This is a genomic window from Rufibacter hautae (genome assembly GCF_008271695.1).
Lineage (GTDB): Bacteria > Bacteroidota > Bacteroidia > Cytophagales > Hymenobacteraceae > Nibribacter > Nibribacter hautae.
On sequence record NZ_VKKY01000003.1, the window covers coordinates 37,966 to 52,330 of the forward strand.

12 protein-coding genes are annotated in these 14,365 nt (G+C 54.0%); 3 read left to right on the top strand and 9 right to left on the bottom strand.

Annotated elements, in window-relative coordinates; genetic code table 11:
- Positions 1 to 115 precede the first annotated feature (115 nt).
- Positions 116 to 1,075 carry a S66 peptidase family protein gene (locus tag FOA19_RS16645; protein WP_223808958.1) on the bottom strand — a complete coding sequence of 320 codons (960 nt, stop codon included), beginning with the start codon at positions 1,073 to 1,075 and terminating at the stop codon, positions 116 to 118.
- A gap of 358 nt (positions 1,076 to 1,433) precedes the next feature.
- On the opposite strand from FOA19_RS16645, the gene FOA19_RS16650 reads away from it, so the two are divergent.
- Positions 1,434 to 1,862, top strand: a complete 429-nt coding sequence (locus tag FOA19_RS16650) for an acyl-CoA thioesterase (RefSeq protein ID WP_149092002.1) — start codon at positions 1,434 to 1,436, stop codon at positions 1,860 to 1,862.
- 21 nt (positions 1,863 to 1,883) lie between these two features.
- Positions 1,884 to 2,966, top strand: a complete 1,083-nt coding sequence (rlmN, locus tag FOA19_RS16655; protein ID WP_149092003.1) for a 23S rRNA (adenine(2503)-C(2))-methyltransferase RlmN — start codon at positions 1,884 to 1,886, stop codon at positions 2,964 to 2,966.
- Between the two features lie 99 nt (positions 2,967 to 3,065).
- Here the strand turns inward: rlmN and mscL are convergent, their stop codons facing one another.
- The 7 genes from mscL to FOA19_RS16690 form a co-directional block, all read right to left on the bottom strand.
- Positions 3,066 to 3,488, bottom strand: a complete 423-nt coding sequence (mscL, locus tag FOA19_RS16660) for a large-conductance mechanosensitive channel protein MscL (RefSeq protein ID WP_223808959.1) — start codon at positions 3,486 to 3,488, stop codon at positions 3,066 to 3,068.
- Between the two features lie 46 nt (positions 3,489 to 3,534).
- Complete coding sequence (locus FOA19_RS16665) at positions 3,535 to 4,032, bottom strand: RDD family protein (RefSeq protein WP_149092004.1); 498 nt, start codon at positions 4,030 to 4,032, stop codon at positions 3,535 to 3,537.
- A 225-nt stretch (positions 4,033 to 4,257) separates the two neighbouring features.
- The gene (locus FOA19_RS16670; RefSeq protein WP_190300445.1) at positions 4,258 to 7,446 is read right to left on the bottom strand and encodes a WD40/YVTN/BNR-like repeat-containing protein; all 3,189 of its coding nucleotides are present in this window, start codon (positions 7,444 to 7,446) and stop codon (positions 4,258 to 4,260) included.
- Between the two features lie 227 nt (positions 7,447 to 7,673).
- Positions 7,674 to 8,243, bottom strand: a complete 570-nt coding sequence (locus FOA19_RS16675; protein WP_149092005.1) for a hypothetical protein — start codon at positions 8,241 to 8,243, stop codon at positions 7,674 to 7,676.
- A gap of 6 nt (positions 8,244 to 8,249) precedes the next feature.
- Positions 8,250 to 9,497 (bottom strand): DUF3999 family protein, encoded by a 1,248-nt coding sequence (locus FOA19_RS16680; RefSeq protein ID WP_190300446.1) that lies wholly within the window; start codon positions 9,495 to 9,497, stop codon positions 8,250 to 8,252.
- The gene (locus FOA19_RS16685) at positions 9,487 to 11,949 is read right to left on the bottom strand and encodes a DUF2339 domain-containing protein (protein WP_149092007.1); all 2,463 of its coding nucleotides are present in this window, start codon (positions 11,947 to 11,949) and stop codon (positions 9,487 to 9,489) included. Before FOA19_RS16685 ends, FOA19_RS16680 begins: the two co-directional genes overlap by 11 nt.
- Before the next feature lie 127 nt (positions 11,950 to 12,076).
- Entirely contained in the window at positions 12,077 to 12,985 is a 909-nt protein-coding gene (locus FOA19_RS16690) for an NAD(P)/FAD-dependent oxidoreductase (RefSeq protein WP_149092008.1), read from the bottom strand.
- A gap of 135 nt (positions 12,986 to 13,120) precedes the next feature.
- Between FOA19_RS16690 and FOA19_RS16695 the strand changes: the two genes are divergently transcribed.
- Entirely contained in the window at positions 13,121 to 13,498 is a 378-nt protein-coding gene (locus FOA19_RS16695) for a Fur family transcriptional regulator (RefSeq protein WP_149092009.1), read from the top strand.
- A 241-nt stretch (positions 13,499 to 13,739) separates the two neighbouring features.
- Here the strand turns inward: FOA19_RS16695 and FOA19_RS16700 are convergent, their stop codons facing one another.
- On the bottom strand, positions 13,740 to 14,351 hold the full coding sequence (locus FOA19_RS16700) for a superoxide dismutase (RefSeq protein WP_149092010.1): 612 nt from the start codon (positions 14,349 to 14,351) through the stop codon (positions 13,740 to 13,742).
- Between the last annotated feature and the right edge of the window lie 14 nt (positions 14,352 to 14,365).

Here is a 14,365-nt window from a genome sequence, read left to right on the forward strand (position 1 = left end):
GGGCAGGATCTGGGTAGAGCAAACCGCAAAGAAATTCCCATCCTGGGAGGGACAGAGGTGGGTTCTTCGGCCTGTTGTAATTCGCTGTAGAATCAGCCTGTTTTAAGGCCGATTCTTAAAAAGAGGTTTGTGTATAGGCCAGCGTAGCGCCTTCCTGCGTCACCTGCAGCGTAGCTTCGCGGCCCACCACCAGCGCCAGATTGCGGGACACGTGACCCACCGGGAAGTCGAAGCAGATGGGGTACCCATAGCCGGCGCAATGTTCCAGGATAATCTGCGGCATATCTTTCCCGAAGGGCACAGCCGTGTCATTCATGTCTGAGAACTGACCTACTACCAAGCCAGCCAATTGCTTCAAGCGGCCCAGCCGGCGTAGATGCACCAACACCCGGTCTACGTTGTAGTAGTATTCGCCCACATCCTCCAGAAAGAGAATCTTGCCGGTATAGTCCACGTCAGAGGCAGTCCCGATGATGTTGTTCAGCAGAATTAGATTTCCGCCTATCAGTTGACCGGTAGCGGTGCCCAGTCTGTTGTGAGCATTGGCCGGAACGGAGTAGGAAAGCGGCTCCTGGAACAGAAGGCGGCGCAAAGATTCATCGGCTTCTTCGCTGTCAGGTTTACCCATGAGCAATGGCATGGTCCCGTGGATGCTTTCCAGGCCCAGCGTTTGCAAATGGCAGAGCAGCGCCGTCACGTCACTGAAGCCAATAATCCATTTCGGGTTTTGGATTAGTCCGGAGAAATCAAGCTGGTCCAGGATGCGGGTGGTGCCGTAGCCACCCCTCGCCGAGAAGATGGCCTTGATCTCAGGGTTGTCCAGCATCCTCTGGAAATCGGTTCTCCGCAGCTCATCGGGGCCACCTAGGTAACCGTCCTCTGCGCCTACGCTCTGGCCCAAAACGACGCGCAGTCCCCAGGTCTCCAATAGCCTGATGCCGTCTTGGATGTCTTCTAAACTTACTTTTCGGGCTAAACAGACAATGCCAACGGCATCGCCTTTCTGTAGGGCAGGTAGGATCACGGGTAAACGCTGGTTAAAATACAGGCATCCAAAGTAGGCATTTTTCCCCATTCCTGTCCCGTTTACCCAACCCGTTTCTATCCTCATTTAAAGAAAACAGGTTCAAAACCTTCTTTGTCTTTCAAGGAGACTTATCTTTAGAGATTCTGTTATATGAAGAAATCAGATGAAAATCCTATTCAATATTTTACTGGTTATCCTTGCTCTCCTTGCCATATTTACTGTTCTATTTTGTATGATGGCTATAGGCTCTGGACATAAAATCCCGGCATCAACTATCACTGATTATTTTCTGACTTTCGCAATCTTGATGGCCTTGTTAGCGCTTGTGGTGTTCTTTAAAAGAAGATACGCTAAAAAGGTAAATCACTAAAAAGAACTTCATTCTCCATTCTAAATCAATCACCCCGTGGCCCGCATCAAAATAGACCTTTCTACCGGTTTCTCCTTCCAGACCGAGTTACCTATCCGCATCACTGATCTTAACTATGGCAACCACCTGGGCAACGATGCGCTGCTGAGTCTCCTGCATGAGGCGCGGGTACGGTTCCTGAAGGCGCACGGTTATACTGAAATGGATTTTGCCGGAGCCGGACTGATCATGAGTGACGTGGGCATTGTCTACAAAGGCGAGGGCTTCTATGGCGATGTGCTCACCGTGCAGGTGCAGCCCACCGAGTTCAGCAAGTACGGGTTTGACTTGGTTTACCGCGTTTCCAACCAAAACGGCAAGGAAATAGCGCACGCTAAAACCGGTATGCTCTGCTTTGACTACACCGCCCGCAAGCTCCGGACAATTCCGCAGGAAGCCCTTGACCGGCTGGAAACTAAAGCGTGAGATATTTTGTACCTTTGTAGTATGAGTACCACATTGATCCCAGATATAGAGATTCTGAACCGGCAGGACATCCGGAAACTGTCTTTGGACCAGCTAAAGGCCTGGATGACGGAAAACGGTGAAAAACCGTTCCGCGCCAAACAGGTCTACGAGTGGATCTGGAAACTGACGGCTACCTCATTTTCAGAGATGAACAACATCAGTCTGCCGCTGCGTGAGAAGCTGGAGCGTTCCTTTACCATCAACAGCGTAGAGGTGAACACCAGCCAACGCAGCGATGACTATACCATAAAATCAACGTTCCGGCTGTTTGACGGCAACATTGTGGAAGGCGTGCTTATTCCGCACCCTAAGCGCATGACGGCCTGCGTTTCCAGCCAGGTGGGGTGCTCGTTGACGTGTTCTTTCTGCGCCACCGGCAAAATGGACCGCATTAGAAACCTCAACGCCGATGAGATCTATGACCAGGTAGTGCGCATCAAGGAGCAGGCCGAGCAGCACTATGATCGTGCCCTCACCAACATTGTGTACATGGGCATGGGCGAGCCTTTGCTCAATTACGCCAACGTGATGAAGTCTATTGAGCGCATCACCGCACCAGACGGCCTGAACATGGCGGCCCGCCGGATCACGGTAAGTACCGCCGGTATTGCCAAGATGATCAAGAAAATGGCCGATGACGGTATCAAAGCCAACCTGGCCCTGAGCTTGCACGCCGCCAATGACACCAAACGGAACGAGATCATGCCCATCAACGAGACCAACTCGTTGGCGGCCTTGAAGGAGGCGCTGGTGTACTACCATCAGAAAACCGGCCGTAAGGTAACCTATGAGTATATCTTGCTGAGCAACTTCAATGACAACATAGAAGATGCCCAGGAACTGCTGCAGTTCTCCAAAATCATCCCTTGCAAGGTGAACATCATTGAGTACAACCCTATTGAGGGCGGACAGTTCCAGAAGTCAGAGGATGACCGTTTGGAGCCGTTCATGCGCTACCTGGCAGACAGAGGCGTGCAGGTGAACGTGCGCCGCAGCCGGGGCAAGGACATTGACGCTGCCTGCGGGCAGTTGGCCATTAAAGACAAGAAAGTAGCGGAGTAATCTTCCCAGGCACATAAAATAGAAAGGGCACCGGTGAACGGTGCCCTTTCTATTTTATGGCTGTTTTGAAGAAATGAACTGTGAAACGGCTTGTTGTTTTTACACTCTTCCGGGGCCTCTCAGGGCATCCCTGATCTCGGTGAGCAGCACTTCTTCCTTGGTAGGTGCAGGCGGAACATCCGGCGAAGCTGCTTTCCGGCGCTTGAGTCGGTTCATCAGTTTTACCACCATGAAAATGGCCAGGGCAATGATGAGGAAGTCAATGATGCTTTGGATGAAGTTTCCGTAGTTCAGGGTCACGTCGGTGACCTTTCCTTCGGCGTCCAGAACGCCTTGGCGCAAGATCAGTTTAAGGTCTTTGAAATCAACACCACCTATCAGTATTCCCAGAGGCGGCATCAGGATGTCGTCTACCAAGGAGGTGACCACTCTCCCAAATGCGGCGCCAATCACAACCCCAACCGCCAAATCAACTACGTTGCCACGCATGGCAAACTCTTTGAACTCAGATGACATTGACATAGAAACTTAATTTTAGGTTAGAAAAGGAAAAAAGGGGACGCCGTGATTAACGGGTTTTCACCACCAAGGTTCCAGCCAGCTTATCGTGAAGCGCTTGTTTGCGGGAGGTGAAAGCCGCCATGATGTAGCCAATGGCCATGATGGCACCGGACAGGTAAGTCGCCACGCTTCGGCCCAGAGATCTGCTAAATGAGATGCGTTTCCCCTGTTCATCGGTTACTTTCAGGTTCAGTGCCCTTTTGCCCAAAGTAGCCTGCCAGGAAGAACTTTCCAGAATAGACTTGTAGAGGAGGCTCAAAACAAAGGTGATCATAAAAGAAGAACTCATGGCGGCGAAGATAGCAAAGGGGTTGCTTTCCAGTTCATCGGTTACCACTGCAGTGCCGGCTAAGAAAACAGTAGTTATAATCCAATTGGGAATAGCGAGCGCAACAGCATCAATAATCCAGGCCACAAACCTGATCCAGAAGCCGGCGTACACCACCGGCTGCGAGGTTTCGTAGATGTCAGAGAAAAAAGAGTCTTGGGTAGTGGTGTTTTCCATAAGTAAAAGGGAGGCTTAAGGTTAGTTTTTCTAAATATAGGATTAATTCTACATTAGGCAACATCCTGACCCTTATGTTTTTCCCGAGCCAGGTAGCGCTCTTGCCTTGGTAGGCCGTCAGGTTGCTTTAGGCGGGTTTTCATGGAAACAGCCTTGAAACGGTAAAAACAAAAAGTCCCGCTCCTACAGAAGGCAGCGGGACTTTTTAGTTGAACTGGTGAGCGCTTACAGGGTCTCTTTTTTCTCCTTAAGCATAATGGCGTCCACGTTCTTGCTCCGGATGAGTTGGTTCAAAGCCGGCAGATCCGTAGCGAAGACCTGGTTCAGCTTCTTCAGCTGCTCGTCTATCTGGGCGGTCACTTCCTTCTGGAACGCATACATCTGGTCGGTGGGCCGAAAATCACCCACGGAGGCTTGCGAGGCCAGGTTAGCCAGTTTGTTGTTCAACCGGATGGGGAAGTTCAGGGGATCCTGGCCGCTGCGGTTTTTGGTCTGGTACAGCGTTTCCTCCACCTCGGTCATCTTCTGGTTCATCGCCTTGGCGGCATCCAGCACGTCTTTCATGTCTTGGCTGCCGGCAAAGCGGGAAGTCACGCCGTTGATCTGGGTGCGGGCCTCGCGTATTTTACTGATGGCGTCGTTCGTCTCGGTGAGTTTGTCGCGTACCGAGAGCAGGAACGCATGCTGGGCCTGCAGATCGGTGAGCGGGGTCTGGCTGCGCGGGTCCTGCAAGATCACGAACTCGGTTTCCTGCGGCTGGCCGTTCACGGTAAGACGCGCTTTGTAGGTGCCTGGCGTCGCCTTAGGTCCCTGGGTGCCGCCTCCCCACAGAATCATGCCCTCAAACCTGGAGGCCTCGGGGTACACCATGTTCCACACGAAACGATTCAGGCCGGTTTTCGCGTCCAGTTTGTTAGCGGGTTCCTTGGCCTTCGTATCATACTTCCGGATCAGTTTGCCGTCTTTCTCCAAAATCTCCAGCGAAATCTTGGAGGTGGAATCTGGCGCCGTGGGCAGGTAGAAATGCATCATCACACCACCCGGATGGTTCTGGCCCTCAAACTTGGTATTGGCACCGTTGCTGCCCAAGGTCCGGTAGGTAGGCATGGGTTTGTAGAGGTGGAATTTCTCCTGGGCAATTTGTGGCGTGAGTTGGTGCAGCAGCGTGAGGTCGTCAATGATCCAGAAACCGCGGCCCTGGGTAGCGGCAATGAGGTTGTCTTCCTTGATGGTGAGGTCCGTGATGGGCACCAGCGGCAGGTTCAACCGGAAAGGCTTCCAGGAGGCGCCGTCGTTGAAGGAGATGTACATGCCGTATTCGGTACCGGCGTAAAGCAGGCCCGCGCGTTTAGGGTCTACGCGCACCACGCGGGTGAAATGGGTAGCCGGAATGCCAGACGTGATCTTGGTCCAGGTTTTGCCGTAATCCGAGGTCTTGAAGAGCAGCGGCTGGAAATCGCCGGTTTTGTATAAAGTAGCCGCTAAATACATGACGCCTTTCTGTGTAGGGTGTGGCTCCACACTGTTGATCATGCTCCACTCGGGCAGCGCCTTAGGTGTGACGTTTTTCCAGGTTTTGCCGGCATCGCGGGTCACGTGCACCAGGCCGTCATCAGAGCCCGTCCAGATCACGCCTTCCTCCGCCGGTGATTCCATGGCCGCGAAGATGGTGCCGTAGTACTCCACGCTGGTGTTGTCTTTCGTGATGGGTCCGCCGGATGGTCCTAGTTTGGATTTATCATTCCGCGTGAGGTCTGGGCTGATGATTTCCCAGCTCTGGCCTTCATTGGTGGTGACGTGCACGTGGTTAGACGTGGTGTACAGCCGGTTGGCGTTGTGCGGCGAGAAGAAGATAGGGAAGTTCCACTGGAAGCGGTACTTCATGCCCTCGGCACCGTGGCCCATGGGGTTATCGGGCCACACGTTGATGGTGCGCTCAAAGCCGGTCTTGTGGTCCAGTCTTCCGATAAAGCCGCCGTAGTTTCCGCCGTACACCACCTCGGGATCTTTGGGGTTCACGGCAATGTGCGCACTTTCTGAACCGGCGGTTTCTTCCCAATCATGCAGCCCGATGCTGCGGCCTGAAGTACGACTCGCGATTCTTACGGCACTGTTATCCTGCTGGGCGCCGTAAATGCGGTATGGGAAAGCGTTATCGGTGACCACGCGGTAGAACTGGCCGGTGGGTTGGTTGTCTGGCGTGCTCCAGTTCTCCCCGCCGTCAAAGCTTACCTGCGCACCGCCGTCATCGGCCAGAATCATGCGTTTGGGGTCTTCGGGGGCAATCCAGAGATCGTGGTGGTCGCTGTGGGGTGTCCGGATGGATTTGAAGGTTTTGCCGCCGTCTGTGGAGTAGTTGTGGCCCACGTTGAGCACGTAGATGCCGTCTTCGCTCTGCGGATCGGCGGTGAGGCGGGTGTAGTACCAGGCGCGCTGGCGCAGGTTGCGGTCGTCGTTGATCTTGGTCCAGCTTTCGCCGCCGTTCTCAGACCGGAACAGGCCGCCGTCCTCGGCTTCCACCAGGGCCCACACGCGCTGGTTGTTTACCGGCGACACTGCCACGCCTATGATGCCCAGCGTGCCTTTGGGCAAGCCGCCAGCGCGGGAGATCTCTTTCCAGGTGTCGCCGCCGTCGGTGCTTTTCCAGATGCCGGAGCCGGGTCCGCCCGAAGAAAGGCTATAGGGCGTGCGCTGTACCCGCCAGGTGGTAGCGTACAGGTTTCTGGGGTTCACCGGGTCAATGGTCAGGTCCACGGCGCCCACCTCGTTGTTCACGAACAGCACGCGTTCCCAATTCTTGCCGCCATCTTTGGAGCGGTAAACGCCCCGCATGTCATTGGGCGCATAGATGTTGCCCATCGCCGCCGCATACACCAAATCGGGGTTCTTGGGGTGGATGCGCACGCGCGAGATATGCTTAGAGTCCTTCAGCCCGATGTGCTTCCAGGTAAGGCCCGCATCCTCAGACTTCCACATCCCAAAGCCGCTGGACACGTTGCCGCGCACGGTTTTCTCGCCTTCGCCCACGTAGATCACGTTCGGATCTGCCTCGCTCACGGCCACCGCGCCAATAGATCCCCCGAAGTACTTGTCAGAGATATTTTCCCAGCTGGAACCGCCGTCTTTGGTGCGCCACACGCCCCCGCCCGTAGCCCCGAAGTAATAGAGTTTGGGCTTGCCCGGTACACCAGTGACGGTAGCGGAACGCCCGCCCCGGTAAGGCCCAATAGAGCGCCAGGTAAGGCCGCTGTACAGTTTCTCAGGGAAAGGGTCCTGAGCCGATTTCTTGCTTTTGGAAGTGCTGGCTTTGGGTGCTTTCTGGGCCTCTGAGGAGAGCGGCGCCAGAAGGGTGAGGCCACCCAGCAGCAGCGGAAGACACTGCCGGAAAATCCGTGGGGGTAAAGGGTTGTGCATGTTCGTTCGGTTTGCGTGGTATGAATTGGAATAGAACCTGTAAGCTACTGAAAATAGGGAAGGCCCGGAACAGAAGCCATTAGTTTTTAACCCGATTTCCGGAAAACAGGGCAGAAACAGAATCAGAGGGTAACCGTCACTTCCTCTGAGGAAAAGAGAATCCCCGTTTTAAAGTCTCTGATCGGGAAGGTGAATCTAAGGGTGTAGCCGGCCTTGACATTTACGGGTTATGGGAAAGGCACAAGGGAGATGACGGTACTTGATTGGATAGGAGATGTGTGAACCAGATTGCCTTGTGCATCATAGATCATTACCTCAAAGAAACGGCCAATACGGTACCGGTTTGGCAAAGGCTTGCCTGTTCTCTTGTTCAACAAAACAAAGGAGAGTGTTTGGTGTTGGGCTAGATTGTTCTGCAACAGTTTGACTTCCACAGGTGGCGGTTCAATTGCTTGAAACACGCTTGTTTTGGTGGCGATAAACCTTTGCCCGTTTTCCATATACACGTAAGCCGTTGCAATTGCTACCTCGCCCGCTGCATTAGGAGTAACGTAGTAGCTGTACGCTTCCCCTGGATTCACCTGCAGTGAATCAAACCTGCCATTCCAGATCACAACATCTATCAACCGGAGGCCTGCTTTCAGGATTACTCCGTTTTGCTGCTTCGCGAGTAAGTAGCGGAAGGGCTTTCGTAGCGGATAGGCATCATCTTGCCTGAGCGATATAGGCTCTTCCTGCCCCAATGCAAAAATGGAGTGCAGGCAAAAAATGAGAAGGAAAGGAATTGCCTTGCCCATCTGTTTTCAGCCTTTTTTCTCCATATCGCGCAATAAACGCACGGTCATGTAGCCTAGGCCTGCCGCCAGCAAGGCAATTGCCGCCCAGATCAGGATTTTGGAGCCGTTGCTTCTGGTTTTCTTTTTAGCCGCAGCCAATGCTTTTACAGCCTGCACCTGGACGACGGGAAGGTTCCTGGGAATACTGTCTTGGAAGAACTCCAGGTCATACTCTGGGGCGGCCAGTTTCTCGTTCCCGAAGCGGAGGGTGTAGGCTTGGTTGGGTTCCAGCGCAGCCACCAGGTAACGGTTGAGTTGCAGCACCTGCACCGAGTCAAGGGTGAGGGGCGGATTATCGGCGTTCTCAATCTGGATGACCAGTTCCTCTACCTTCTGGCGGGGCAAATCAAGGACGGCGGGCGCATTGGAACTGAGCAGCAGCGGCACGGAAATCTCCTCCATACGGGCTCGGCGTCTTTTCTTTCTTCGGCGCTGATACACTTTTTCCTTCCCTAGGACTACTTTGCCCGGCCGGTGGTACAGTTGCGGCGCCGAGATGTGGAAAGTCACCTGCTCTGGGTACACCGGCTGCCCGAATCTCAGGCGCAGGTAGGTGGTGTGGTTCTGAGCGCTGTCTACGCGGGTGAAGGAGTGCACCGGGATGCGGGTATATTTACCGGCCTCGGAGTAGGTGTCATAGTAGCCGGCCTGCAGAATGTTGAGCGGGGCGCTGGCTGAGTCGTTCAGTTGGAGGCGGAAGTAGCGGTAGTCGGTCAACGGGAAATCCAGGAGCTTCACCTCGGCGGTTTTCTGTGTGTTCCGGATGGCGTACAGCAGGTCCTGTTCCTTGAGCACGTACCAATCTTGCTGGTCATCACTGCCGCTCAGAGAAACCTGTTTCCGGACCTCGGCATTGCCGATGAGCAGGCTGATGTTGTTGATGCTGCGTTTCTCCGGATTGTGCACCAGCAGTTCAGACGTGCCACCGGGTTTGCGGGTGTAGCGCAGAATTTGGTAGGGCTTAAACAGGGTGCGGTACTGCACCGGAACCTCGGAGCGCAGCAGATACGGCACAGCCTGACCTTTGGCATTGAATAATCTTACATCCTCCAGGTTGGGTTGGGCGTGGCCAGTTACTTGCGGAGACAACAGCACCCGGTGGTATCCTCTTTGCGTCACGGGGGCGAGTTGGGCCTGCCAAGCAAAATCCTGCGCCTGCGCGCCAAAGCACAGCAGAACCAATGCGCTTACGATGAAAATCAGGTTACGCTTCATGGGAGGGGACATCTTGGGGCGCGGTATCGCCGGCTAAGATCAGGTTCTTCAGTTTTTGGTACATAAAAGAAATCACCAGCAGGAGTAGGCCTAAGCAGATAAAAGCCGCGATTTTTCCGCCTTCAGACATGTCGCGCACGTCAAACAGGAAGAGTTTCAGCAACGTGAGAAAGAACAGGGTAAGGGAGATTATCCGGAGGGTTTTGACTTTCCGGGACATGCCCACCAGCATGAGTCCGAACGAGATCACACCCCACAGAATGGGGAACCCAATCTTGCGAATGTGGCGCAAAGATTCATAGAGTTCTTCGGAAGTTGGGTGGGAGGTCAGGAGCCAGACGTGCTCCAACTCCGCGCTGAGCAGAAAAACCCCGGCCGCACTGGCTAGCCAAAGACTTCCCTGCCCCAGCCGGCTGGTAAACCCGAACTGTTGCTGCACTTTCCGGAGAACCGCCACCAGGAGCAGCACCAAAGAAAGCAAAGGCAGGTAGTGAAACAGAAAGGCCGTGAACGTTTCACTTTGGTTGAAAAGGTAGCCGTTCCGGATATAAGTGGTAGAAGGCTGCAGGTTGGTCATATAGGCCAGCGAAGCCACCACCGATGCTCCCATCACAAGCCAACCGTACACAGGGTTGGCCAGCCGTTGGCTCCACCACAGCAGCCCCAGCAGGAACAGGTAATGGAAAAAGCCCAAGGCCAGCACCTGCACATCGCCGCTGAAAGTGGAATGCGCCAGTTGGTGCTGCAACTCCAGCAGAAGCACCAGGTATAGGAAAAGCACCAGCACACTACCCACGGTTTTCCGGTAAACGCCCATGAATCTACCCTGGTTTGTATTTAGGTTCTCCCTCCCTAGAAGCCACCAGGTGCCCGCCAATGACGCCACAGATACCGTCCCGGTGATGAACAGTTTGTTGAGGAGCAGAGGCAAACCTTCGCGGGAAATGGAGTAGTCCAGCCAGTCCATGACCAAGCTGCCCAGCATGAGCACCAGCACCAGCACCGAGGCGTATTTCATGAGCTGAATCCCGGACCGTTGCGAGAGCCAGAGCAACAGCACCGCCTCCAGTGCCCAGAACAGCGTGATGTAATTTCCCTCCAACTGAATGGGCGCCGACAAACTCAGGAACGTCAATACCAGCCCGATGAGCAGGTACACCAGGTTGCGGTCCACGCGTTTGCTGCGGTACAATCCGTAGGCGAAGGCGAAGTTAAAGACGCCCAGCAGAATGGTGAACAAGCCCCGATAACTGCCGCCCGCCAGCTGAGACATCACGTACATCCCCACGCCGTAATACAGAAACGTGTTGCTCAACAGCATCATGATCTCGGGCCCGGTGAAGCGGCGGCGCTCCTTTACGTTGTAGATGATGGTCATTAAAAAGAACACCAGGTAAAAGAGCGTCGCGAAGACCAGCGCGCCCACGTAAGGCGGATTGGGCATGCCCTGCACACGGGTGGCAAACCAACTACCGTACAGCACAATGGTGAACCCGTAGGCAATAAGGTTGAGCAGGTTCCACTTTTTAAAGTATGCCAGCACCAGAATGCCCACGTTCAACAATAGGATAAAGACGAAGAGCACCACGTAATTACCCTCGCCGGTACTCACCATGAACGGACTGCCAAACCCACCAATTAAAGCCAGCACGGCCAATTCCATGCGGTCATAGGCGATGGACAGGAAGATGGTAAAACCTGTGATGGCCACCATGAGCACAAAGGCCACCGGCTGGCTGAAAATCTGGTACTCATGGAACGCGATGGCGATGGTAAAGTACAGCACCGCCATACCGCCGCCAATCAGCACCGAGCTGAAAGCCTTGTATTCTTTCCGTAACCGATGCGCCACGCCCAGCAAGGCACCGCCCGCCAGCAACCCAATGGCCACGCGGCCAATCTCGTTTATCCAGTCCTGGTCAATGGCATACTTCACGAAGAACCCAATGCCCAGCACCAGAATGGCAATCCCCAGCTTGTTGATAAGGTTCTCCCCGATGAATTTCTCCCAGTCCAGCTTGCGCGAAAAAATAGACGGTTTGCTTGGGGCAGGTTCCGAATCCTGGAAGACAGTAGCCTCCCGGGTTGTCATGAAAGCTGCCACAGTAACCGATTCTGGTTCCGGAGTAGGAGAGAGCATCCCTGCCGATGAAAGCACCTCTGGCAAAATAGGTTCTACCACCGGAGGCGGCACAGGAGCCGAAAGTGGCCCAGTTGGAGCATGGGTTTCTTCTGAGGCGAAAGCAGTTTGAGTGGAGGCATCCCGGCGGGCTGCCGCTGCCGCCGCATCTATAGGCGGGCGCATGGTGGAGCGGCTGACCTGTTCCCGCAGCCGGGCCAATTCTTCCCGCACTTCCTGCATGTCTTGGTGGTGCTGCAGCAAATGTCTGGAGACCCTGGTCCCGAACCAGAGCGCCAATACCACCAACACCAAAAGCAGAAAGATTTCCATAGAAGCCTGTTATAGTCTAGGCTCTATATTACAATTTAATCCTGAGAAACAAAGAGCAGCGTGGTGAGCGGTGGCTGGTGAAATCGGTCTTAGGGACTTGGTTTAGGCTTAATTTTCTGAAATCACCTTAAAAACGCTCCTCAATCAGTTCTTTGTTAATGGCGGCTCCGGCCATGGTTCCGGCAGCGGTAGCCATGGAAACCGACCGCATCATCATGGTGGCATCGCCGGCCGCGTAAATCCCGGGCACCGTTGTTTTCTGAAGCATGTCTACTTTCAGGTGGCCCGCCTGGGTGAGTTCACATCCCAGTTCCTGCGGCAAAGGGCAGTGCTGCGAAAAAGCGGGTCTGGCGTAGATGGCCTTCAAGGGCAGGGTAGAGCCATCGGTGAAAAGTACGTTTTGCAGATAACCCTGGGCATGGCGCAACTTGGCGATTTCCCGTTCCTCAACAGGAACCTGGTGCTGTTGCAAAACCAGTACCTGTTCGTCTGTAAGCGTGTGGTTCCCGTTCGTAAGCACCGTGATGTTGGATGACCAGTTAGAAATCAGTTTAGCCAGTTCAAAGGCCATGTCGCCGTTGGCCCAAATGCCAAGCTCCTGCTGACGAACCTCGTAGCCATGGCAATAGGGGCAGTGCAGCACCGAGATGCCCCAACACGCCGCGAAGCCTTCCATCTCAGGCATATGGTCTTTCACGCCCGTCGTGAATAAGAGTTTGCTGCCCTTGAAAGTAATTCCTGCCTCAGTGCTTACCTCAAATGCCTGGTTCTGCCCGGCTACCCGCACGGCTTTACCCACTTCTAGAATGACCGTGGGATAAGCCAACACCTGTTCCCTCGCTTTCTGCGCAATAGCGGCCGGAGTCTCACCGTCTTGGGTAAGAAAGTTGTGCGAGTGCGGGGTTTGCTGGTTACAGGGCTGCCCACTGTCTAGCACCAAAACGCTCCGCAGTGACCGCCCCAAGGCCATCGCTGCAGAGAGACCTGCGTAACTTCCCCCGATGATGATGACGTCAAATTCCTTTGTTTCTGCCATGACAATATAAGTTTAAAGGCCACCCTGAAAAGCACGATCCGGATTCGGGACGTGGCTTTTAGGAGATGCCTGGGTGAATTGTGTTTGGCAAATGTAGAAAAGTTTTTTATTATTGCAACATTGTTGCAATAAGAGATGAAAAGACGAAGCACCCCCGCCCAGCAAGCCATTCTAAACATGCTCAAAGCCGCCGACTCGGCGCTGAGCCAGGACATGATTGAGCAGCAGTTAAAAGGAGAAACCGACCGGGTCACCATTTACCGGGTCTTGAACCGTTTTTGCGAAGACGGCCTAGCCCACCGGATTACCTCAGACGAGGGGAAGTTCTACTTCGCGCTCTGCAAGAACTGCCAGCAGCAACACCATACCCATGACCATTTCCACTTCCGGTGCCTGTCTTGCCAGAAAGTAGAGTGTCTGGAGGAAAAAGTGAAAGTGAGTTTGCCCCTGGGCTATTCCGCCGCCAATGTGAATTGCTGGGTTTCTGGCTATTGCGCCAATTGCAGTGCGTGATAAGAAGTAGGGGCAATCCCTTGTGGTTGCCCTTATGCAGTGGAAAATGTAAAAGGGCAACCACAAGGGATTGCCCCTACTGTCCAGAATCGCTGAACTACAAACTCGCGCTGGCGGAAGCCATTGCTGCTTTTAGCTTGTTTTCTGAGAAATGGCTTAAAAACAAACCTAAATCAACTGGAAACAAAAAGGCCTCACCAGTGAAGGAGAGGCCTTTCAGAAGATTTAAAATCTAATTTGCTTAGCCGTTGGCTTGGGCGTAACGGCGGTTTACTTCGTCCCAGTTGATGAGGTTGAAGAATGCCGTGATGTACTCAGGTCTGCGGTTCTGGTATTTGAGGTAGTAGGCGTGCTCCCAAACGTCTAAGCCCAGGATTGGAACGCCACCGCAAGAGTCAACGCCTTCCATAAGTGGATTGTCTTGGTTGGCGGTAGAGCAGATGGCCACAGAGCCACCTTCCACTGCGCAAAGCCAGGCCCAGCCAGATCCAAAACGGGTAGTAGCGGCTTTGGTGAACTCTTCTTTGAACGCATCAAAAGAACCGAAGGCTCTGTCAATGGCTTCGGCTACCGGGCCAGTTGGGTTGCCGCCGCCGTTCGGGGCCAGGATGGTCCAGAACAGGTTGTGGTTGTAGAAACCACCGCCGTTGTTGCGCACCGCCGGCGTCTTGGCTGCATCGCGCAGGATCTCCTCAATAGACTGATTCTCTTTCTCAGTGCCCTGGATCGCGTTGTTCAGGTTGGTAGTGTAGGCCTGGTGGTGCTTGGTATGGTGGATTTCCATGGTCTGGCGGTCGATGTGCGGCTCTAGCGCATCGTACGCATACGGAAGTTGCGGAAGTTCAAATGCCATAGTTTTATGTGGTT